25 protein-coding genes and 4 pseudogenes are annotated in these 18,456 nt (G+C 71.3%); 18 read left to right on the top strand and 11 right to left on the bottom strand.

The annotated features are described in order from the left end of the window. Positions 1-310: 310 nt before the first annotated feature. Positions 311-475 (top strand): annotated as a pseudogene (locus ACIOHG_RS23895) (DJ-1/PfpI family protein); the annotation flags it as partial. Positions 476-558: 83 nt separating this feature from the next. Beyond that, on the top strand, positions 559-885 hold the full coding sequence (locus tag ACIOHG_RS23890; protein WP_400953620.1) for a hypothetical protein: 327 nt from the start codon (positions 559-561) through the stop codon (positions 883-885). Positions 886-890: 5 nt separating this feature from the next. Here ACIOHG_RS23890 and ACIOHG_RS23885 read toward each other — a convergent pair. From ACIOHG_RS23885 to ACIOHG_RS23870, 4 genes and pseudogenes are all read right to left on the bottom strand, one after another. Next, positions 891-1,182 (bottom strand): annotated as a pseudogene (locus ACIOHG_RS23885) (transposase family protein); the annotation flags it as partial. 64 nt (positions 1,183-1,246) lie between these two features. Next, the gene (locus ACIOHG_RS23880; RefSeq protein WP_400953619.1) at positions 1,247-1,606 is read right to left on the bottom strand and encodes a hypothetical protein; all 360 of its coding nucleotides are present in this window, start codon (positions 1,604-1,606) and stop codon (positions 1,247-1,249) included. 14 nt (positions 1,607-1,620) lie between these two features. Beyond that, positions 1,621-2,607 (bottom strand): transcriptional regulator, encoded by a 987-nt coding sequence (locus tag ACIOHG_RS23875; protein ID WP_400953718.1) that lies wholly within the window; start codon positions 2,605-2,607, stop codon positions 1,621-1,623. 87 nt (positions 2,608-2,694) lie between these two features. Continuing rightward, positions 2,695-2,874 (bottom strand): annotated as a pseudogene (locus tag ACIOHG_RS23870) (helix-turn-helix transcriptional regulator); the annotation flags it as partial. A 151-nt stretch (positions 2,875-3,025) separates the two neighbouring features. Here ACIOHG_RS23870 and ACIOHG_RS23865 point away from each other — a divergent pair. Continuing rightward, entirely contained in the window at positions 3,026-3,592 is a 567-nt protein-coding gene (locus tag ACIOHG_RS23865; protein ID WP_400953618.1) for a hypothetical protein, read from the top strand. Here ACIOHG_RS23865 and ACIOHG_RS23860 read toward each other — a convergent pair. Continuing rightward, entirely contained in the window at positions 3,589-3,831 is a 243-nt protein-coding gene (locus ACIOHG_RS23860; protein ID WP_400953617.1) for a hypothetical protein, read from the bottom strand. The genes ACIOHG_RS23865 and ACIOHG_RS23860 overlap by 4 nt on opposite strands. A gap of 49 nt (positions 3,832-3,880) precedes the next feature. Between ACIOHG_RS23860 and ACIOHG_RS23855 the strand changes: the two genes are divergently transcribed. The 9 genes and pseudogenes from ACIOHG_RS23855 (at position 3,881) to ACIOHG_RS23815 (ending at position 8,860) form a co-directional block, all read left to right on the top strand. Beyond that, entirely contained in the window at positions 3,881-4,099 is a 219-nt protein-coding gene (locus tag ACIOHG_RS23855) for a hypothetical protein (protein ID WP_400953616.1), read from the top strand. Positions 4,100-4,336: 237 nt separating this feature from the next. Then, positions 4,337-4,597, top strand: coding sequence for a hypothetical protein (locus ACIOHG_RS23850; RefSeq protein ID WP_400953615.1), 261 nt, complete (start codon positions 4,337-4,339; stop codon positions 4,595-4,597). A 307-nt stretch (positions 4,598-4,904) separates the two neighbouring features. Then, positions 4,905-5,318 carry a hypothetical protein gene (locus tag ACIOHG_RS23845; RefSeq protein ID WP_400953614.1) on the top strand — a complete coding sequence of 138 codons (414 nt, stop codon included), beginning with the start codon at positions 4,905-4,907 and terminating at the stop codon, positions 5,316-5,318. Beyond that, positions 5,315-5,971, top strand: a complete 657-nt coding sequence (locus ACIOHG_RS23840) for a hypothetical protein (protein WP_400953613.1) — start codon at positions 5,315-5,317, stop codon at positions 5,969-5,971. The genes ACIOHG_RS23845 and ACIOHG_RS23840 overlap by 4 nt, the downstream gene beginning before the upstream one ends. Continuing rightward, positions 5,935-6,798, top strand: coding sequence for a protein kinase (locus ACIOHG_RS23835; RefSeq protein WP_400953612.1), 864 nt, complete (start codon positions 5,935-5,937; stop codon positions 6,796-6,798). Before ACIOHG_RS23840 ends, ACIOHG_RS23835 begins: the two co-directional genes overlap by 37 nt. After that, positions 6,795-7,250 (top strand): GNAT family N-acetyltransferase, encoded by a 456-nt coding sequence (locus tag ACIOHG_RS23830; RefSeq protein WP_400953611.1) that lies wholly within the window; start codon positions 6,795-6,797, stop codon positions 7,248-7,250. Before ACIOHG_RS23835 ends, ACIOHG_RS23830 begins: the two co-directional genes overlap by 4 nt. Positions 7,251-7,352: 102 nt before the next feature. Further along, complete coding sequence (locus ACIOHG_RS23825; protein ID WP_400953610.1) at positions 7,353-7,598, top strand: hypothetical protein; 246 nt, start codon at positions 7,353-7,355, stop codon at positions 7,596-7,598. 150 nt (positions 7,599-7,748) lie between these two features. After that, positions 7,749-8,162 (top strand): annotated as a pseudogene (locus tag ACIOHG_RS23820) (DJ-1/PfpI family protein); the annotation flags it as partial. Between the two features lie 89 nt (positions 8,163-8,251). Continuing rightward, complete coding sequence (locus ACIOHG_RS23815; RefSeq protein WP_400953609.1) at positions 8,252-8,860, top strand: TIGR03086 family metal-binding protein; 609 nt, start codon at positions 8,252-8,254, stop codon at positions 8,858-8,860. 44 nt (positions 8,861-8,904) lie between these two features. Here ACIOHG_RS23815 and ACIOHG_RS23810 read toward each other — a convergent pair whose 3' ends face one another. Continuing rightward, positions 8,905-9,465 (bottom strand): TetR/AcrR family transcriptional regulator, encoded by a 561-nt coding sequence (locus ACIOHG_RS23810; RefSeq protein ID WP_400953608.1) that lies wholly within the window; start codon positions 9,463-9,465, stop codon positions 8,905-8,907. Positions 9,466-9,882: 417 nt separating this feature from the next. Between ACIOHG_RS23810 and ACIOHG_RS23805 the strand changes: the two genes are divergently transcribed. Then, positions 9,883-11,412, top strand: a complete 1,530-nt coding sequence (locus tag ACIOHG_RS23805; protein ID WP_400953607.1) for an MFS transporter — start codon at positions 9,883-9,885, stop codon at positions 11,410-11,412. 546 nt (positions 11,413-11,958) lie between these two features. On the opposite strand, the gene ACIOHG_RS23800 is transcribed toward ACIOHG_RS23805, so the two are convergent. Further along, positions 11,959-12,348 carry an SCO5389 family protein gene (locus ACIOHG_RS23800; RefSeq protein WP_400953606.1) on the bottom strand — a complete coding sequence of 130 codons (390 nt, stop codon included), beginning with the start codon at positions 12,346-12,348 and terminating at the stop codon, positions 11,959-11,961. A gap of 227 nt (positions 12,349-12,575) precedes the next feature. On the opposite strand from ACIOHG_RS23800, the gene ACIOHG_RS23795 reads away from it, so the two are divergent. Further along, positions 12,576-12,845, top strand: coding sequence for a DUF2630 family protein (locus ACIOHG_RS23795; RefSeq protein ID WP_400953605.1), 270 nt, complete (start codon positions 12,576-12,578; stop codon positions 12,843-12,845). 233 nt (positions 12,846-13,078) lie between these two features. Here ACIOHG_RS23795 and ACIOHG_RS23790 read toward each other — a convergent pair whose 3' ends face one another. Continuing rightward, positions 13,079-13,627, bottom strand: a complete 549-nt coding sequence (locus ACIOHG_RS23790) for a MarR family winged helix-turn-helix transcriptional regulator (RefSeq protein ID WP_400953604.1) — start codon at positions 13,625-13,627, stop codon at positions 13,079-13,081. A gap of 196 nt (positions 13,628-13,823) precedes the next feature. Here ACIOHG_RS23790 and ACIOHG_RS23785 point away from each other — a divergent pair, with 196 nt between their 5' ends. After that, the gene (locus ACIOHG_RS23785; protein ID WP_400953603.1) at positions 13,824-14,234 is read left to right on the top strand and encodes an organic hydroperoxide resistance protein; all 411 of its coding nucleotides are present in this window, start codon (positions 13,824-13,826) and stop codon (positions 14,232-14,234) included. 165 nt (positions 14,235-14,399) lie between these two features. On the opposite strand, the gene ACIOHG_RS23780 is transcribed toward ACIOHG_RS23785, so the two are convergent. Beyond that, positions 14,400-15,182, bottom strand: a complete 783-nt coding sequence (locus ACIOHG_RS23780; protein WP_400953602.1) for a GDSL-type esterase/lipase family protein — start codon at positions 15,180-15,182, stop codon at positions 14,400-14,402. A gap of 161 nt (positions 15,183-15,343) precedes the next feature. Here ACIOHG_RS23780 and ACIOHG_RS23775 point away from each other — a divergent pair, with 161 nt between their 5' ends. Beyond that, entirely contained in the window at positions 15,344-15,475 is a 132-nt protein-coding gene (locus tag ACIOHG_RS23775) for a DUF6126 family protein (protein WP_400953601.1), read from the top strand. Between the two features lie 54 nt (positions 15,476-15,529). Here ACIOHG_RS23775 and ACIOHG_RS23770 read toward each other — a convergent pair whose 3' ends face one another. Next, complete coding sequence (locus tag ACIOHG_RS23770) at positions 15,530-15,940, bottom strand: MazG-like family protein (RefSeq protein WP_400953600.1); 411 nt, start codon at positions 15,938-15,940, stop codon at positions 15,530-15,532. A gap of 24 nt (positions 15,941-15,964) precedes the next feature. After that, a complete protein-coding gene (locus tag ACIOHG_RS23765) occupies positions 15,965-16,327 on the bottom strand; it encodes a UBP-type zinc finger domain-containing protein (protein WP_400953599.1) in 363 nt (120 codons plus the stop codon). Positions 16,328-16,597: 270 nt separating this feature from the next. Here ACIOHG_RS23765 and ACIOHG_RS23760 point away from each other — a divergent pair, with 270 nt between their 5' ends. Then, the gene (locus tag ACIOHG_RS23760; protein WP_400953598.1) at positions 16,598-17,173 is read left to right on the top strand and encodes a TerD family protein; all 576 of its coding nucleotides are present in this window, start codon (positions 16,598-16,600) and stop codon (positions 17,171-17,173) included. Between the two features lie 166 nt (positions 17,174-17,339). Continuing rightward, positions 17,340-18,323 (top strand): aldo/keto reductase, encoded by a 984-nt coding sequence (locus ACIOHG_RS23755; RefSeq protein ID WP_400953597.1) that lies wholly within the window; start codon positions 17,340-17,342, stop codon positions 18,321-18,323. Positions 18,324-18,456 lie beyond the last annotated feature (133 nt).

Below are 18,456 nucleotides of genomic sequence, written 5' to 3'. Positions count from 1 at the left end.
GGCCTCCCTGCCGACGGACCTTGCCAGCACGCTAGGCGCGGCCCCGGGCGGGTCGCCTGCGGAGTACCGCCGCCCGGGCGGGTGCTCCGGCGGGTCTTCAGGCGTCCGGGCGGTGGTACGGCGGCGCCCGGGCGGTAGTACAGCGGTGCCTGGGTGGTGGTACGGCGGCGTCCGGGGGAGCGCACGCCCCGACCGTGCCCGGTGCCGCGTGCGCCCCGTTGATCGACGGCCCGTCAGCGGGCAGGGTGGGCAGCGCCCGGCCCCACCGGAACCGGGACGCACCAGGTGTGACGAAGCGACGGAACCCCGGATGGCAGCGAAGATCCTGATCATCACCGGCGACGCGGCCGAGTCGCTGGAGGTGTTCTACCCGTACCAGCGGCTGCTGGAGGAGGGCTACCAGGTCGACATCGCCGCGCCCACCAAGAAGACCCTGCAGTTCGTGGTGCACGACTTCGTCCCCGGCTACGACACCTAAAGGCTGTCCCGTATTGAGATCTTGGATTGTGCACCGCAGGGGTCTGGACACGCCGTGGGTGTCGGGGGAAGGTTTCGATCATGGAGTCCGACGAGGTGTTGCCCGAGGAAGAACTGTCCGCGATCGAGCGGCGCGTTGCCGCCGCCACGCCGGGGCCGTGGATCGGCTGGATGGAGAGCCGGCGCGGGATCGGCGGCACAAGTTTTATCCAGCTCCAGGCCGACGCGGAGGAGGATGACGAGATCTACCTGACTCGCTTCACGGGCGGCGTCGAGGTCTGCGGAGGGCACTCCCAGACCGACGCGGACATCGAGTTCATCGCTGGCGCGCGTCAGGACGTGCCGCGCCTGGTCAACGAGATCAGGCGGCTCCGGACCGCTCTTGATCAAGCACAGCTGGCCGACTGACGAGTACGCCGCGCGGGCGAGATCATCAGCAGTGGTGCGAGGTGGTCCAGCACCCGGTCCGCGGCCGATTTCGAGATCCCGAACAGCGGCGCGACCTGCCGCAACGTCAGGTTGGTCCGCCAGTACGTGGCCACCAACAACACCCGGTCCTCCAAAGCAGAGCCGCCACGGCCGACCGCGCTGGACATCGCCGCCACGACGGCAAACCAGCGCGACCAGCTTGCGGAACTGCGACTCGCTCGGCCCCGAAAACGGCTCGATCCACGCCGGATCGCTTGCCGAGATCACCCCAACCATGGCATGACCAACGCGGAACTGAGACAGCAGTTATGGGACAGCCTCTAGGGGGCGAGGGTCCGAGTCAGGTCAGCGCCTGCTCGATGGCCTCAAAGATGTCCGAGTCGGTTTCTTGTTGCCAGGAGGGAAGTTCGCTCCAGTCGGCGACGTAGCCCGGCTTGGGGTTCTCGATGTGCTTGTAGATCTGCGCGATCCAGCACAGTGCCACGAACCGGCCTTTCTGCTCCCGGGTGAGTTTCGAAGCATTCCCGTTGCTCACCTGAAGGAAATCCCGGACCTGGCCGAAAACTGCGGCAGCGCACTCGCGCTCCCAGCCCGGCGTTTCTTCCCACGGAGCGATATACCCGGGCTTCGGCTCCCCGGGATAGTGCTTCGAGACACCGGCGATCCATGCTTCGCGGAAAAACTGCCCGTCAGTCGACATGTGCTGCTCCTCGGTCAGGCGGCGCTGTCGAGCGCCGAAATTTTCTGGTGCAACGCCAGGGCGCGTCTATCAGGCATGAGCGGAACCAGGCGTGCCTTGACGGCTTCCAGCTTTTTCCCGACATACCCCGAGCCGGTCTGCCCTACTAGATCAAGAGCAGCGCGGATGTAGTGGTCCGCCTGGTCGAGGTCCCGGCGCTCGGCACCGAGGGCCGCCAGCTCCGCGAGTACGGCCCCCCTGCGGCGCAGCGAGAGCTGCTGAGCGAGTGCCGCAGTCAGCGCCTGTTCTGCCAAGTCGGGTCGCCCCAGGGCCAGATAGCAGGTTCCTCGCTCCTCTGCGAGCCGCGATCCGTCGAAGCGAAGCCAGCCCCCGTTGTGCGGCTTCCCCGGGAGGTTGTGCACTTCCTCGGCAGTATCGAGCGCTCGGCCAACGGCATCAAAGTCACCAAGCCCTGCATAGACCTCGGCCTGCACCGCTGCCACCCAGTAGCGCGTCGACAACTGGCTGTCTCCTCGTTCAGCCACCTGTGCCGCTGCTGACAGAATTGGAGCGGCAACCGTGAAGCGGCGTTCGTACAGCTCCACGAAGGCGTGCCGCGTCAAGGCGCAAGCCCACATGTCGAATGCGCCCGCCTCCCTGCAAGCGTGAGCAGCCAACGCATAGCACTGAGCGGCATCGGAATACCTGTTGGCATCGAAGAAGACCTCTCCGGCCAGTTGATAGAGGTCTCCCACCAAAGAGCACAGAAGTTGGCGAGAAGCATTGCTCTGGCTCTCTTCCAACCCCTTGGCGAGCAACCCGAGTTGATGCCGGATCAAGGGATATACAGCTTGCTTTGAATCGGAAAGCGAGAACGTTTTCCACAGGGCTTTATTCAGCTCAGGGCCGGACTCCGACAGCGTCGCGGATACGCCGTTCCGGGGGGGGGAATTAACGATTTCTGGCAGGGAGATGAGAGCCCCTGTTACGGCCAGCAGGCTCAGAACATCACGGCGCTTCATGTCGTCTGTGTCCCCAGAGGGAATAGCGGCGGTTGAAGCCGCCGGAAGGGCTGGAGGGGCCGCTTCAGGAACCAAGAGGTCAGCAAGATTCTCGGGTGTGACCTTGAGGGCCCTGGCGAGCTTGGGAAGAACCCATCCATGGGGGTCAGCGCCGGCCTCCCAGCGAGCAACGGTGGATGTTGCTACCCCCAACAGTTCGGCCAGACGGTCCTGACTGTAACCGAGCGCCTTCCGGCGGGCCGCAAGCCTCCGTCTCTTCGTTGGCATGTGTGCCTCCCCCGTTCAGTCCGAAGGCCCGGCTCAAGCCTGACAACGCGTTGATTATGCCTGATCAACGCTCAACTTCCGCTCTGGTTCCGGACACTGCGTGGGTCTTTCACTTGGTGCAGCGACATCAACCACCAGCAGGAGGACCAGCATGTCCACCAGTACCATGCCCTCGGCCGGCAAGGTCGGCGAGCGAGCCCGCGAAATCCTGACGGCGATCGAGGCGGACCCGGAGTTCCCGGCGTTCGAGGCCGCGACCCTGGAGTACAGCTCCGACTGGCAGTGCTTCACCGGGTTCCCGACGATCAGTGAGTGGGACCTCGACAAGGACAAGGCCCCGCTGTTCGCCGAGGGCCTGCGCGCCATCGCGTTGAAGGCCGCGGCCTTCGCGCTGACCGGCAGCGAGACCGCCGCCGAGCTGGCGCTGCCCGTGCCCGTGGACGAGATGACGCACGCGATGATCGCGCAGCCGCAGCTCCTCGCCCGGATCGCCGCGCGGACCGGCTTCACGCTGATCCACCAGACCGACCAGGAACACACCGACTACACCGGCGGCGAGTACACCCACGCCGCGTACGTGGCCGCCTGGGGCACCGAACCGCCGACCCGGTACTGGCTCGACAAGGCCGAGGTCGACCGCCGTCTGGCCGTCCTCGCGGGGCTGTACGACAGCATCGGCTTCAGCCGCAGTGGGCGCCGGCACGCCATCGCGTTCTAGCCCTCCGGCAACTCCTGGCCGGCACTCGCGTACCGGCCGGGAGACAACCCGATGCGGTCCGCGTGCACGCAGGCCGGGACTCCCTCCCGGCTGTACCGGAAGCCGTCGACCGGGTTGAACGGGTAGTCCCGGCTGGGGCGTTCGAGCACATCGAACTCCCCGGCCGGGAGCCGGAGGCTGGGGCAGATCCAGCAGGCGTCGTGATCGTCGTCGTCGTTGATGAACGGGGCGGCGGACATGGACGCACAGTAGCGAGAAGTTCACCAAGACAGACAAGAGGACTCACGAATGCCTCGCCGCACCATTCCCCGGGTGTACCGCGAGGTCGACCCCGGGCCGACCAAGGCCGAGAAGAACGCGCCCCCGCCGGGCTGGACGCCGCTGGACGACTACCGGGAGGCGAAGGCCGAGGGCACGGCACCCTCGCTCGGCAGCGAGATACAGAAGTCCGCGGTGCTGTCCTCGTGCACCTGCCCCTCGTGCCGGGTCCGCCAGGGTGCCGCGTAGCCCGGGCGGACAGCAACCGCGTACGTGGACAGGCCAGTTCAACGACTTGATGGAGAGGCGCAACTGTGAAGGCCGCGAGGGTCGACGGAGGCCAGGGCGCACCGGTCCGCCACCGTACCGAAGGGTGGACGGGCGTGGTCTCCCCCCTGCCGAGCAACTTCTCCGGCTGCGTCTGGGTGGACCGGAACAGCTCCACCGCCGAGCACCCGGACCTGGTCCGCCTGGCCGACTTGGAGGATGCGAGTTGAGCCCGGACAAGCCCCGCCCTTCCGGCTGGTGGGCGAGGAGTACAGCTACGACCGCCCCGACGGCTACCGCCAGGGGTGCTGCTGGGTGTGCCGGCGGGACACGCTGGTCTGCGCCGGGGTGACCCTTCAGGCGCCCGACGAATCCGCGGGCACCGTGCACCCCATCTGCGACGACTGCATCATCCGGGCGCGTACCCCCCGCCGTCGGGCCGCCCTGCGGGCCGCGCTCGACGCGAAGCGGACGGCGTAGGTACCCGTGGACGAGCAGGACGAGTACCGCACCGCCACCGAGCGCACCTCACGCGGAGTACCCACCCCCAAGTCGGTCGCCGTGGCCTACACCGTGGCGCTGCTGGTGCTGGTCACCCTGCTGATCGCATCCGGCCGAGGCGGGGCCCACCCGCGCCCTCCGGCACCCACGAACTCCCGGTTCGGCGGCAGCACGCCTGTTGCCGAACCGGGGCACCACCACCCCGCTGCCCGGCCCGCCGACCGGGCACCACCACCCCGCTGCCCGGCCCGCCGACCGGGCAGCGCCAACCCGATAGGAGAGGCACGTGAACCCCGTCAACGAAACCGACTCCGCGCTGACCGAGTTGGGCAAGTTCTTCAAGATCGCCGGTGCCCGCGCCACCGCCGGCCTCCCCGCCCCGCAGATGTTCTCCGGGGCCGTCGACAAGGCGTGGCACCGGCTGACCGAGAACCCCGCCGAGCACACCGCCTTCACGACCGAGCACGCCGGCCGCACGCTCGGCCACGCCGAGAACAACGGTGAGGGCTGGATCGACTGGGTGTCCGCCTACGCCGAGGCGTACGGCCCGCTGCCGGAGATCTGGTTCACCGACGCCGACGGCACCCTGGACACCGAACTCCTCGGCCACTACCGCGAAACGGGCAAGGTCTGGGCGGAGTGGGACTGCTCGCCCGTGCCGGACGACGGCGACGTGGCCCCGGCGGCGTCCTACCTGTGATTCCCGCACCGCACGACGGGGCGTCCCGGCCGACCGCCGGGGCGCTCCGCCTCATCGAGGCCCGGACGGAGCACCCGGCCTCCGCCGACGTGCACGGCTACCTCACCGCGTTGTACGAGCACTGTCCGTTCCTGCGCCCGTCCGTGCGTCGGGGCATGACCGGATGGACGGTCTACGAGATCGTCCCCGGCAGCCACCAGTACGCAGTGGAGGCCGAGTTGTTCCACGCCGGGGTCCAGGCCGCGGAGTGGGTGCGTCCATTGATGGCGCGGCCGTTCGGCACGCTGGTGTGCGAGAACGTGATGCTGCTCGGGCGCTGCGAGGACGCGGACCACCGGGAGTTGCTGGCCTGGCCGCACTGGGCGTTGAAGCACATGTACGCCCCGGTCGGGGTCATGTTCGGCAAGTTCGCCCGGGGCGCGGTCGAGACCGGCCGGCGGGGACGGAGCATCCCGCCGCCGCCCTTCTCGTTCCTGCCCGTGAGGGCGGGCGTGCGACCGCTGGACCCGAAGTTCCTCACGGGGACGCCCGATCTCGCCACGGCCCTTGCTGTGGGCGTGGACGACGGCCGGGACGTCTTCGAGTACATCCCTTGCGAGTGGAAGGCAGTTCGAGAATGGGCGAGTTCCCTGCCGAGGCCGCAGCGGCGCTGAAGGCCGCGGAGTCCCTGTGCGGGCCCGTCACGCTGACGGAGATCAGCGACCGGCGCGGCTCGGCGGTGTGGAAGGCCGGCGGTTCGGAGGGGGCGGTGGCCGTCAAGCTCGGCACCGGGGAGGCCGCCGAGGTCACCGCCCGCGAGGCGTCCGTGCTGGAGCGGCTTCCCGGGTACGACGTGCTGGTCGGCCGGATCGACGGCGGCGGGGTCTGGTACGTCACGCGCTGGGAGGAGGGGCCGAGCACCTGGCAGCGGTTCAGGTCCGTTCGCGCCGGGCGCGCCGACGCGCGGCCCGAGGCGCTGGCGAGCGCCGTCCAGGTCGCCCGGGCCGTCGCGGACCTGCACGGCCCCGGTTGGATTCACGGCGACCTCCAGCCCGCCCACGCGCTCCACACCGCGGACGGGGTGCGGCTGATCGACTTCGCCTGGTCCCGCCGGCTCGGAGAAACGCCCTGGACGGCGTTCCGGGGAACGATGGTGCACCTCACCGCGCCCGAGCTGGCCACCGACATCACGGCCGGCGGTCAGCCCGTGCTGACCACCTTCCTGTCCGACGTGTACGCCCTCGCCGCCTCCCTGTGGACCGCCGCGACGGGAGACTGGCCCCTGGACTACGAAGCCGCGGGGATCGACCGGAAGGCCGCCGGACCGGTCGTGCTGCTCGAAGCGATCGGAGAACGGACCGTACCGCTCACCCCCACCGAGGCATGGCCCGAGCTTCAACAGGTACTCAAGGACGTGCTGCTGACCGATGCCAAGGACCGCCCGCCGGCCACCGAACTCGCCGACCGGCTCACCGCTCTCCACGAGGCCGGCCGCCGATGATCGAACTACGGGAACTGGTCATCGGCGACGCCCAGGCGATGACCGGCATATACACCCCCGAGGCAGTGCGCTACCTCGGCCGCCCGCCGATGGGACCGACGGAAGCACTCTTCCGCACGCGGCAGGCACTCACACCCCCTACCGGGCTGCCCCGCGACCACGTGCTGGGCATCACCGCCGACGGCGAACTCGTCGGCATCGCCACGCTCCACCAGCGCTCCGACACGAGTGCGGCCGTCAGCTACCTCCTGCGGCCCGATACCTGGGGTCGGGGGTACGCGACCCTCGCTGTCAGCCACCTGCTCGACCTGGCCCGGCGTCTCGGGGTGACCCGAGTGCACGCTCGGCACCACCCGGACAACCCGGGTTCCGGCCGCGTCCTCATCAAGGCGGGATTCGTCCCGACCGGTGAACGCGGCGGCTTCCGAACCTACGTCGCCAGGACACCCTGACCATCCCGCACCCCCGCCGGCCTCCCCCTCCGGCGGGCTCAGGCCCCGCCCTGTGGTCTTCTCAGGCCGCCACCGGGCGAGGCCCTTTATACGGAGGGGCTGATGGATACGCGTCTCTGGGCGTTCAAGGTGGCAAGCCTGTTGAGCAGCATCACCCTGCAAGAGATACGGCTGTCCCGCTTGCATGAGGGCGGCTACAGGTTGCACTGGCAGGCCACCGGCGACCAATTCATAGATGCCGCCACGATCCCGGTCCTGTGCATGGGCACTTCCTTCGGCTTCTCATCCCGTACGCACACGGTCTGGATGGAGGTCAGCGAGTGCCCGCGCCGCAGTGTGGAGCCCTGACTCTGTGCCCCCTCCAGCCCTCTCTACGAAGAGGGGCTAGAGCGCTTGCCGCCTTGTGTTGCCTCACAGGAGAACGATGCGTTCCCCGAGGGTGCGTAACCGGTGACCTTCCCGAGCTATCCCGGGTAGGAAGCGACGTGTACGACTGTATACTCGCTCTACACCGAGAAGGCTGGCTACACCTGGCCCGCCGACCTGGCGTTCGCCGATGTCGACCCCGCCGAGTACGTCGCGCTGGTGCTGCCCGGCGGCCGCGCCCCCGAGTGCCTGTGCAACGACCCCGAGGTGCAGCGGATCGTCGCGCACTTCACCGCCGAGGACAAGCCGCTCGCGCAGATCTGCCACGGCCCGCTGATCACCCTGCGGGCCGGCGCGCTGACCGGCCGCCGCACCGCCGCCTACCCCGCGCTGGAACCCGACGTGGCGGCCGGCGGCGCCGAGTTCGTGGACGGCGACGCGGTGGTCGACGGCACCCTGGTCTCCGCCCGGGCCTGGCCGGACCACCCGACCTGGATGCGTGCCTTCGTGCGGCTGCTGCGCGAGAAGGCCCCGGTGGAGCAGTAGCAGGAGGAGTTGGTTAGGGGCGGGTGGGTTCGGCGGACGTCGGGGTGTCGGCTTGCCCTGCCGGGGACCGGCGGGAAAGCGTGTTCCGCATGGCAGCACACCTCGACGGCCCCGACCTGCTCGCCCTGCACGCCCGGGCGCTGGAGCACTTCGGCGAGCTGGTCCGCGCCGTCCCCGCCGACGGCTGGCAGCAGCCCACGCCCTGCGCCGACTGGACGGTCCGTCAGCTGGTCGGCCACCTGGTCTCGGAGCAGCTCTGGGTGCCCCCGCTGCTGTCCGGCGCGAGCGTCGCCGAGGTCGGTGACCGCTTCGACGGCGACCTGCTGGGCGCCGACCCGGTCGCCGCCTGGACGTCCGCCGCCGCGGCGGCCCGCGCCGCCTTCGCCGAGCCCGGCGCCCTGGCGCGCACCGTGCAACTGTCGTACGGCCCGCGCCGCGCCGACGGGTACGCCCGCGAGATGACGGTGGACGCGATCGTGCACGCCTGGGACCTCGCGCAGGGCATCGGCGCCGACGCCCGGATCGACCCGGCCGCCGCCGAGTTCGCGCTCGCCGAACTCGCCCCGCAGGCCCAGGCGTTGGCCTCCTCCGGCCTGTTCGCTGCCCCCGTCCCGGTACCTGCCGGCGCCCCCGCCGGGGACCGGCTGCTCGGCCTGGTCGGCCGCGACCCCGCGCACCCCTTCGGGGCCGCCCACTGACCGGTCGTCAGTCCGTCCGGCCGCGCTCTCCGGCAGCGGGGGCGTCAGCGGTGGACACGTACCCCGTCCAGGGCGATGCCGAGGACCCGGTCGCGCTGCTCCATGCTCGGGTAGGCGACCGAGGTGATGCCGGAGACCATCCGCAGCAGGTCGTCGATGCTCATGTCGGTGCGCACCTCGCCGGCCTGCTGGGCGCGCAGCAGCAGCGGGGTGCCCGCGTCGTACATCGACTGCAGGCAGGCCAGGAAGACCGTCGACTCCTCGCCCGCCAGCGCCTCGCGGATCGCCCGCTTGGTCATCGCGTACTCGACGAAGCGCCGCAGCCAGGCCGTCAGGGCGGGCCACGGCGGCTGGTCGGCGACCTCGGCGGCGACCCGGCCCAGGTCGTCGACCTCGTTGGCGTAGACCGTCTCGAAGAGGTGGCGGCGGGTCGGGAAGTTCCGGTACAGGGTGCCGATGCCGACGCCCGCGCGCCGGGCGATGTCCTCCAGCGAGGCCTCGGCGCCGTGCTCCGCGAACGCCGCGCGGGCGGCGAGCAGGAGCGCGTCGAAGTTGCGCGCGGCGTCCGCACGGCGCGGGCGCTGCGCGGCGACGAACTCGCTCACGACGATCTGATCCGGTCGGTCCGGCACGGTGACCTCTTCTCGACACGTCCGGATTGAACCGGAGGCGCGCCTCCGCTAATCTGGAGGCATGCCTCGACTTTAGCACCGGGGCACGTTCCTCGGCCTGCCCGTGATGCGCCGGCTGTTCCCCTGCCGTTCCCGTGCCGCCGTACTGCCGCACCTCTCGCCGTTCCGTTGTCGCTGCTCCGTCACTGCTGTTCCGTCACCGCCGTTCTGTTGCGGCTGTTCCGGTGCGGCTGTTCCGTTGCCGCTGTTCCGTTGCCGCTCCACCCCGATCCTGCCGCCGTTCGGCCCGGACCCGACCGCCGTTCGTCCCCGGCCTGGTCCGCTGCCGACCGCCCCGCCGGGGCGCGCCCGCGATGCCGCGTGCCCCGACCCGAGTCCCGAGAAGGTTCGATGAACCGCCATTCCCCCCGCCGCACCTTCGGCGTGCTCGCCACCGGCGCGGGCGTCTACGCCCTGCTCCAGTCGCTGATCACCCCCGCGCTGCCGATCGTCCAGGACGCGATGCACACCTCGCAGTCCACCGTCACCTGGGTGATGACCGCCTACCTGCTCTCCGCGTCCGTCTTCACCCCGATCCTCGGCCGGATCGGCGACCTCGTCGGCAAGAAGCGCACCCTGGTCGCCGCGCTGGTCGCGCTGCTGCTCGGCTGCCTGGTCGACGCGCTCGCCCCGAACATCACCGTGCTGATCCTCGGCCGCGTCCTGCAAGGCATCGGCGGCGCGCTGTTCCCGCTCTCCTTCGGCATCATCCGCGACGAGTTCCCGACCCGGAAGGTGCCCGGCGGCATCAGCAACCTGTCCGCCGTGATCGCCGTCGGCAGCGGCCTCGGCATGGTCCTGGCCGGACCGATCGTCGGCGCCCTCGACTACCGCTGGCTGTTCTGGCTCCCCGTCGTCGTGCTGCTCGGCACCATCGCGCTCGCCCAGCGCTTCGTCCCCGAGTCGCCCGTCCGCGGCGAGGGCACCGTCGACTGGCTCTCCGCCGTCCTGCTCTCCGGCTGGCTGGTCGCCCTGCTGCTCCCCGTCAGCCAGGCCGCCCGCTGGGGCTGGGGCTCCACCGGCGTGCTCGGCCTGCTCGCCCTCGCCGTCCTGCTGTTCGCCGCCTGGGCCCTCCGCGAGACCCGCACCCGCAACCCGCTGATCGACCTGCGGGTGATGCGCCTGCCCGCCGTCTGGACCACCAACACCGCCGCCCTGCTGTTCGGCGCCGGCATGTACGCCTTGTGGGCCTTCCTGCCCGGCTTCGTGCAGACCCCGTCCAGCGCGGGTTACGGCTTCGGCTCCACCGTCACGGGCGCGGGCCTGCTGATGCTGCCGATGGTCGGCGCGATGTTCGTGGCCGGCCTGCTCGGCGGCCGACTCGCCGGACGCTTCCCCGCCAAGGCCCAGCTCTCCGTCGGCGCCCTGCTCGGCGCCGTCGCCTGCGCGCTGCTCGCCGCCCGGCACGGCTCGCCCGCGGACGTCGCCCTCGCGGCCGGTGTCTTCGGCCTCGGCATCGGCCTGGCCTTCGCCTCGATGAGCAACCTCATCGTGCAGAGCGTGCCCGCCGCGCAGACCGGCGCCGCCACCGGCATGAACGCCAACATCCGCACCATCGGCGGCTCGATGGGCGCCGCGCTGATGACCGGCCTGGTCACCGGCCACCTCCAGCCCACCGGCCGCCCCTATGAGACCGGCTACACCCAGGGCTTCGCACTGCTCGCGGTCTTCTGCCTGGCCGCGGCGGGCGCCGCGCTGCTGGTGCCGGCCCGGCGGGCGGGTGCGGTCGTCGCTTCGGGTGCGGCTCCGGGCGCTGCTTCGGGCACTGTTTCAGGTGCTGTTTCAGGTGCTGCTTCAGGTGCTGTTCCGGGTGTGGCTCCGGTTTCAGCTCCGGTTTCGGTGGAGCCCGGCGCGGTCCGGCGGGAGCCGGTCGGCGGCTGATTGCCCGTCAGGGCCCCGTCAGCGCCCGGCCGTCGGTCGGGTGCCGGCGGGGTGCTGACGCGTTCCCCTGCGGGACCGATCGGCCCGGTCGGGTCATGCTCCCGCACCCGGTCGGTCAGGACCGGGTGCGGGGGCGACCGGAGTACGGGGCGTCCGGGAGCGCGTCCCACCGCATGTACGGCCACCAGTAACTTGTGCGTCGCCGGCAGCATCCACCTCGCCCCGGACGCGGTCGTCCCGCGCCGCGTACCAGTCGGCCGTCCACAGGCAGCCCGCGAACCGGTCCGGGGCCTCGCCGGAGCGTTCGACCAGCATGTGGGCGTGCTCGAAGTCGTTCGCCCGGAGCAGGTTTTGCCAGCACAACTTCCGCTCCACCATGGACAGTTCGGCCAAGCAGTCCGGGGTGCGGCCCCGAATGCGAACAAGCCTGCGCAAGAAGGGCGAAAACGTGTCGCGTGCGTGGCGTGCGGCCGGGCAGTTGGTCGGTGGGGCGACCGGGCGCAGGCGGTGGGCAGGGGCTCGGTGGGCGGCGGTCGGCCGGGGCGCTCAGCAGTCGCGCAGTTCCGGGGACTGGTTCAGCAGCTGGGCCCGGGGCGAGGTGAACTTCCGGTAGGCCTCGGTGTGTTCGGCGTTCGGGTGGAAGACGGCCAGGCGGTGGCAGTTCTGGAATGCCAGCTTCACCGAGAAGTGCCGCTCCAGCGCCCCGCGGATCGAGTCGCTGGCCAGCGCGCGCAGCAACTGGGCGCGCTCGGCCTCGCTCGGGGCCACCGTGTTGTCGGCGAACTCGGTGTCGGTGATCTCCAGTTCGGCGGTCAGGTCGTTGACCAGGCGGTAGGCGTACGGCAGTGAGGTGCGGACAGTGGCGAGGAAGTCGGCGTCGGCGACCTCGTCGCGCTCGGCGAGGGCCAGCAGGGAGGGGGAGACGTCCAGCGACATGAGGGGCCTTTCGGAGGGAAAGTGGAAGTGGGATTCGTTTTCAATAAGTGATCCTGTCGCCTTGCCTGATGCACTGTCAATTCCGCTCCCTCGTTCGGGGCAACGGCGTGGCGAGTGATCTGACCTGGGAGTGCGAGGTGCCGTCCGGTCCGGTCCGGCTCGCGGCGGCCGGACGCCGTTCCTAGAGTGGATCGGGTGGGGGCGGTAGTGGTGGCGAGGAGGACCCGGTGACCGAGCAGCGTGCGGACGGCGGCGCGGACCGCCGAATCCTGGACCGGATCAGTGAGATGGTGGCGGCCGAGCGCGACCTGCGCGCCGCGCTCGCCGAAGGGCGCATCGACCCGTTGACCGAGCGCCGCGAGCTGAAGGACCTGGAGGAGCGGCTCGACCAGTGCTGGGACCTGCTCCGCCAGCGACGGGCGCGCGTCGACGCGGGCGAGGATCCGGGTCGGGCCGGTGTGCGCAGTGTCGAGGAAGTCGAGCGTTACGAGTCGTAGTGTCCGTTTGAACGTTAAGTGATAGTGATGGCGCATCACTTTCGTTAGAGGGTATTACGGGCGCGAATGGCCAAAGCGGGCGCTAGAAGGTCTTGCTACCGTGAGTAGGTGTAGCAGGCGCTAGAGGTCCTTGCCGCCGTGAACGAGTGAAGCGGGCGACCCCCGGGGCTGCCGGGACGCGCGGGCCCGGGCCCGGGCTGCGCGCCCTCCCGGTGGGCGGGGGTGGCGGGGCGTCAGGCCCTTTCGGCGGCGTCCAGGTTGGCGGTGACGCGGTCGAGCAGTTCGCGCAGGGTGCGCACGTCCTCGAGTGGCAGGGCGGCGGCGGCCATGATGTGGCGCGGGACGGCCCGGGCGGGTTCGCGCAGGGCGCGGCCGGCGGGGGTGGGGGAGACCAGGACCGAGCGCTCGTCCTGCGGGCTGCGCTCGCGCGCGACCAGGCCCGCCGCCTCCAGGCGCTTCAGGAGCGGGGAGAGCGTGCCGGAGTCCAGTCGCAGGCGTTCGCCGAGCTGCTTGACCGGGATCTCGCCGTCCTCCCAGAGCACCAGCATCACCAGGTACTGCGGGTACGTCAGTCCGAGGTCCTTGAGCGCCGTGCGGTAGACGGTGCCGAAGGCGCGGGAGGCGGCGTTCAGCGAGAAGCAGATCTGCTGGTCGAGCAGGAGCAGGTCGCCCGCCTCCGCGAGTGCGGGATCGAGGCCCGCCGCAAGGGCCGCGCGGGTCGAGGGGGCCGCGGGGGCGGTGCTCCCGTCCGCGGGCGGCTGGTTGTCGCCGTGCCAGGTCATGGGTCCAGGGTAGCGCGTGGTCGATTCAGTTGTGCGCAATTGAATTGTGTGCTATAGTTGTCGTCAGGACAGGGCGGGGCCCCGGACGCCGAAGAGGGCGGCGGACGGCCGCGCCGGGCAGCCGGTTCGGGCGGCCGGTCCGAAGAACGACGCACGACGAAGACGCAGACGAACGAAGACGAAGGAGACGCAGGACATGGACGCGCTCTACACCGCTGTGGCCACCGCGAACGGCCGTGAGGGCCGCGCCGTCAGCTCCGACGGCCGGCTCGACCTCAAGCTGTCGCCGCCGCCCGCGCTCGGCGGCAGCGGCGAGGGCACCAACCCGGAGCAGCTGTTCGCGGCCGGCTACGCGGCCTGCTTCTCCAGCGCGCTCGGCGTGGTCGGTCGGCAGGCCAAGGTCGACGTCTCCGAGATCTCGGTGACCGCCGAGGTCACCATCGGCAAGGACGAGAGCGGCTTCGGCCTCTCCGCCGTGCTCCGGATCGAGCTGCCGGAGGAGCTGGCCGGCGAGACCGGTGAGCTCCTGGTCAAGCAGGCCCACCAGGTCTGCCCGTACTCCAAGGCGACGGCCGGGAACATTCCGGTGGAGCTGATCGTCGAATAAGGCGAGGCTGGGGTCTCGAATGGGGTCTGCGGGCCGCATCCGCGTGGGGGCGGAGCGGCCCGCAGTGCTGTCCGGGCCCGGCCCGGTGGAGCCGTGTGGGCCCGGTCCCATGGAGCCTCGCGGGCCCGGGGCGGCAGATGGTGCTCCGTCGGGCCGGGGTGCGGGTCAGAGCGGGAGCAGTTCCGGACGCTTGGCCTCGACGTGGTCGCCGGAGGACTCGCCGCGCAGGCGGCGGCCGACCCACGGCAGCAGGAAGGTCCGGGCCCACTGCAGGTTCTCCCGACGCTGGTCGGCGGGGCTGCTGACGGGCGCGGGCGGCCAGGCCGCCTCCGGGTCCGACGCCACCGGCAGGCCGAGCGAGCGGGCGGCGAGCAGCGCCACCCGCTGGTGGCCCTCCGGCGACAGGTGCAGCCGGTCGTCGGACCAGGCCCGGCGGTCGTGCACCGCGCGCAGCGACCAGAGGTCGGCGACGGCCAGACCGTTGCGGTCGGCGATCGCCCGCAGGTGCGCGTTGTAGGTGGCGATCTTGCCGCGCAGGTGGCGCAGCACCGGCACGTTGCGGGTGTCGAAGCCGGTGCAGATCAGCACCGTCCCCGCGTTCTCGCGCAGTTCCAGTACGGCCGACTCGAAGTGCTCGGCGATCAGGTCCGGGTCGCTGCCCGGGCGCAGGATGTCGTTGCCGCCCGCGCACAGCGTCACCAGGTCGGGCCGGAGCTCGCGGACCTTCGGGACCTGCTCGGCGACGATCTGGTCCAGCAGGCGACCCCGGACGGCCAGGTTGGCGTACCGGAAGTCGTGCTCCGGCCGCAGCTCGGCCAGCATCCCGGCCAGCCGGTCGGCCCAGCCGGCGAACTGGCCGTCCGGGCCGGGGTCGTTCAGGCCCTCGGTGAAGCTGTCCCCGAGAGCGGCGTAGGAAGTGAGGGCAAGGGTCTCCTGGTAGTCGGCCATGGGGGAGATGGTTCACCTTGTGAAGTGACTTACGCCACCGTAGGTGCCCTGGCGCCCAAGTGATCTCCGCCACGGGCCCGCTACGGCTACCCTTCAGAGGGCCCGGCGGCCGCGGGACGGCCGTGGACGCGGCCGGGCGGAGACCAGGAGAGGGGTCCGGTGTGACCAGCGAAGCCGTGCGCGAGGAGAAGGCGCGTCGCAAGCAGATGCTGATCCGGGCGTCCATCTACATCGCGGGTACCCACCTGTTCGCGGGCTTCGTGATCCTGCTGTTTGCCGTCGGCCACCGCTGAGCCCCGTCAACGCTGAGCCCCGTCAACAGGCCGGGCGGCCGTCGCCGAGTCCCGTCAGGCCGGGCGGCCGTCGCGGTCCCCGGCGGTGCCGTCGAGCGGCGGCAGCACCCGGGCGGCGACCTTGGCCAGGTGGGCGTCGAACGCGGCGGCCGGGTCGGGGTGCACCCGGACGAGTGCGACCATCGCGGTGATCACCACGTCGCAGAGTTCGTCCGCCACGTCGTCCCAGGTGTGCGAGAACCCCTTGCGCGGGTTCTGGCCGAGCGCGCCGATCACCGCCTCGGCGACCTCCCCGGCCTCCTCGCTGAGCTTCAGGCACTGCAACACCCGTTGCATCTCCGGGGGTTGGGTGCTGCCCTCGGCCAGCCAGTCCGCCAGCCGCCGCACCGTTCCCCACTGCTGCTCGCCCACCTGCTCGTCCACCCGCTCGCCCATCCGCCCGTTGCCTCCGCCGTTGCCGCGCACGGGGCAACTCTAGGCGGCGGGGCCTCAGTTCAGGCGCTGCTGCCAGTCGATCGGGACCTGCCCGGCCGGGCCCGGGGAGGGCTGGGAGACCGGGTGCGCGGTCGGGCCGGCCAGCGGCGGGCCCTCGTAGAACTGTTCGGTCTCGGTGTTCCAGAACCAGTCCTCGCCGGGCTCGAAGCTGGTCAGGAACGGGTGCCCGGCCGATCGGGCGTGCGCCGTGGCGTGCTGGGACGGCGAGGAGTCGCAGCACCCGATGTGCCCGCACGCCGCGCACCTGCGCAGGTGGAACCACCAGCCCTGGCCGTCGCCCGCCAGGCACTCCACGCAGCCGTCGCCGCTCGGCGGCACGTGCGGATCGATCCCGGGAACCGTCGTGTCCTCGCTCATCGTGGCACCTCCGCACCGAGCCTATGCCCGCAGGTCCGCGCGGTGCGGAAGGCCGACGGAACCGGCGCGCCGGACGGGGGCGTCGTCCGAGGGGGCGACCGGCGGGAAAGGGTCGAGGGGCGGGGCGGGGGACGGGTCGGCAGGCGGATTCCGAACTGATCTACAGTGCTGTAGATTCAAGACCGGGGCCCGATCCCGGCCGCGCGGCCGGGTGACAGCCGCCGAGTCGAACTGCCGGGCCCGGTACGGGGACACCACAGGAGGGCACACATGGGAGTCACGCTCGCCAAGGGCGGCAACGTCTCGCTGACCAAGGAGGCGCCCGGGCTCACCAACGTCATCGTCGGCCTCGGCTGGGACGTCAGGGCCACCACGGGCGCCGACTTCGACCTGGACGCCAGCGCGCTGCTCTGCGGCGACGGCGGCCGGGTGCTCAGCGACCAGCACTTCGTCTTCTACAACAACCTGCGCAGCCCCGAGGGCTCGGTCGAGCACAGCGGTGACAACCTCACCGGTGGCGGCGGTGGCGACGACGAGCAGATCAAGGTCGACCTGACGGCCGTGCCGCCGCAGGTCGCCAAGGTGGTCTTCCCGGTGTCGATCTACGACGCGGAGAACCGCCACCAGAGCTTCGGCCAGGTCCGCAACGCCTTCATCCGGGTCGTCAACGCGGCCGACGGCACCGAGGTCGCCCGCTACGACCTCTCCGAGGACGCCTCCACCGAGACCGCGATGGTCTTCGGCGAGCTCTACCGCTACGGCAACGAGTGGAAGTTCCGCGCCATCGGCCAGGGCTACGCCTCCGGCCTGCGCGGCATCGCCCTGGACTACGGCGTCAACGTCTGACCCTCCCCGCCCGGGCCCTGCTACGCCCGCCTTCCCCGTCGCCGCCTCGCTGCCCTCCCGGCACCGGGGCGGCGGCGCCCCGTCGGGACGGCCCCCGTCGTCGCCCGTGCGGCGGTCGGAGTGTCGGCGGTCGGGGCGGGCGCGGCGCTGTGGCAGGCTCGGCCGCATGGAACAGCGTGTACTCGGCAGGACCGGGCGTCCGGTGTCGGTGATCGGCCTCGGGACGTGGCAGTTGGGCGCCGACTGGGGCGCGGTGCTGGAGGACGACGCGCTCGCGGTGCTGAACGCCGCGGCGGACGCGGGCGTCACCTTCTTCGACACCGCCGACGTCTACGGGGACGGCCGCAGCGAGCAGTTGATCGGCCGTTTCCTGAAGGAGCGGCAGGACCCGGGCCTGATGGTCGCCACCAAGCTCGGCCGCCGGCTGCCGCAGCTGCCGGAGAACTACACCCTCGCCAACTTCCGTGAATGGACCGACCGTTCGCGCCGCAACCTGGGCGTCGAACGGCTCGACCTGGTGCAGTTGCACTGCCCGCCCAGCTCGGTCTACTCCAGCGACGCGGTGTTCGACGGGCTCGACACCCTGGTCGAGGAGGGCCGCACGGCGGCGTACGGCGTCAGCGTCGAGACCTGCGAGGAGGCGCTGACCGCGATCGCCCGACCCGGCGTGGCCAGCGTGCAGATCATCCTCAACCCGTTCCGCCTCAAGCCCCTGGACCGGGTGCTGCCCGCCGCCGCGCGGGCCGGCGTCGGCATCATCGCCCGGGTGCCGCTGGCCTCCGGCCTGCTGTCCGGCAAGTACACCAAGGACACCCTGTTCGGCGCGGACGACCACCGCACCTACAACCGGGACGGCTCCGCGTTCGACCAGGGCGAGACCTTCTCCGGCGTCGACTTCGCCACCGGCGTCGAGGCCGCCGAGGAGTTCGCCCGGCTCGCCCCGCCCGGCGCCACCTCCGCGCAGACCGCGCTGCGCTGGATCGTCCAGCAGCCCGGCGTCAGCACCGTCATCCCCGGCGCCCGCAACCCCGCCCAGGCCCGGGTCAACGCGGAGACGGCGGCCCTGCCGCCGCTGTCGGAGCAGACCCTGCGGGCCGTCCGGGAGCTGTACGACCGGCGACTGCGCGCCCAGGTGCACCCGCGCTGGTGACCGGGCGCTCGGAAGGGAGCGGGAAAGCGCTTACCGAACCCGGTCGGTAAGCGCTTTCCCGCTCCCTGCCGAACGCCCCTGGCAGCCCGTGGCGCCCCTGACAGCCCGTGGACGAGGGCGGGGCGGGGCCGGC

Source organism: Kitasatospora sp. NPDC088134 (assembly GCF_044741705.1).
Taxonomy (GTDB): Bacteria; Actinomycetota; Actinomycetes; order Streptomycetales; family Streptomycetaceae; genus Kitasatospora.
Note: the sequence above shows the minus strand (reverse complement) of the source record. Positions and strands in the feature narration are given on the sequence as shown.

Bases quoted from the DNA above. Each gene is read 5' to 3' on its own strand.
- ACIOHG_RS23890 (WP_400953620.1), top strand. From the start codon at position 559: ATGGAGTCCGACGAGGTGTTGCCCGAGGAAGAACTGTCCGCGATCGAG.
- ACIOHG_RS23880 (WP_400953619.1), bottom strand. From the start codon at position 1,606: ATGTCGACTGACGGGCAGTTTTTCCGCGAAGCATGGATCGCCGGTGTC.
- ACIOHG_RS23875 (WP_400953718.1), bottom strand. From the start codon at position 2,607: ATGAAGCGCCGTGATGTTCTGAGCCTGCTGGCCGTAACAGGGGCTCTC.
- ACIOHG_RS23865 (WP_400953618.1), top strand. From the start codon at position 3,026: ATGTCCACCAGTACCATGCCCTCGGCCGGCAAGGTCGGCGAGCGAGCC.
- ACIOHG_RS23860 (WP_400953617.1), bottom strand. From the start codon at position 3,831: ATGTCCGCCGCCCCGTTCATCAACGACGACGACGATCACGACGCCTGC.
- ACIOHG_RS23855 (WP_400953616.1), top strand. From the start codon at position 3,881: ATGCCTCGCCGCACCATTCCCCGGGTGTACCGCGAGGTCGACCCCGGG.
- ACIOHG_RS23850 (WP_400953615.1), top strand. From the start codon at position 4,337: ATGCGAGTTGAGCCCGGACAAGCCCCGCCCTTCCGGCTGGTGGGCGAG.
- ACIOHG_RS23835 (WP_400953612.1), top strand. From the start codon at position 5,935: ATGGGCGAGTTCCCTGCCGAGGCCGCAGCGGCGCTGAAGGCCGCGGAG.
- ACIOHG_RS23830 (WP_400953611.1), top strand. From the start codon at position 6,795: ATGATCGAACTACGGGAACTGGTCATCGGCGACGCCCAGGCGATGACC.
- ACIOHG_RS23825 (WP_400953610.1), top strand. From the start codon at position 7,353: ATGGATACGCGTCTCTGGGCGTTCAAGGTGGCAAGCCTGTTGAGCAGC.
- ACIOHG_RS23815 (WP_400953609.1), top strand. From the start codon at position 8,252: ATGGCAGCACACCTCGACGGCCCCGACCTGCTCGCCCTGCACGCCCGG.
- ACIOHG_RS23805 (WP_400953607.1), top strand. From the start codon at position 9,883: ATGAACCGCCATTCCCCCCGCCGCACCTTCGGCGTGCTCGCCACCGGC.
- ACIOHG_RS23800 (WP_400953606.1), bottom strand. From the start codon at position 12,348: ATGTCGCTGGACGTCTCCCCCTCCCTGCTGGCCCTCGCCGAGCGCGAC.
- ACIOHG_RS23790 (WP_400953604.1), bottom strand. From the start codon at position 13,627: ATGACCTGGCACGGCGACAACCAGCCGCCCGCGGACGGGAGCACCGCC.
- ACIOHG_RS23785 (WP_400953603.1), top strand. From the start codon at position 13,824: ATGGACGCGCTCTACACCGCTGTGGCCACCGCGAACGGCCGTGAGGGC.
- ACIOHG_RS23780 (WP_400953602.1), bottom strand. From the start codon at position 15,182: ATGGCCGACTACCAGGAGACCCTTGCCCTCACTTCCTACGCCGCTCTC.
- ACIOHG_RS23765 (WP_400953599.1), bottom strand. From the start codon at position 16,327: ATGAGCGAGGACACGACGGTTCCCGGGATCGATCCGCACGTGCCGCCG.
- ACIOHG_RS23760 (WP_400953598.1), top strand. From the start codon at position 16,598: ATGGGAGTCACGCTCGCCAAGGGCGGCAACGTCTCGCTGACCAAGGAG.
- ACIOHG_RS23755 (WP_400953597.1), top strand. From the start codon at position 17,340: ATGGAACAGCGTGTACTCGGCAGGACCGGGCGTCCGGTGTCGGTGATC.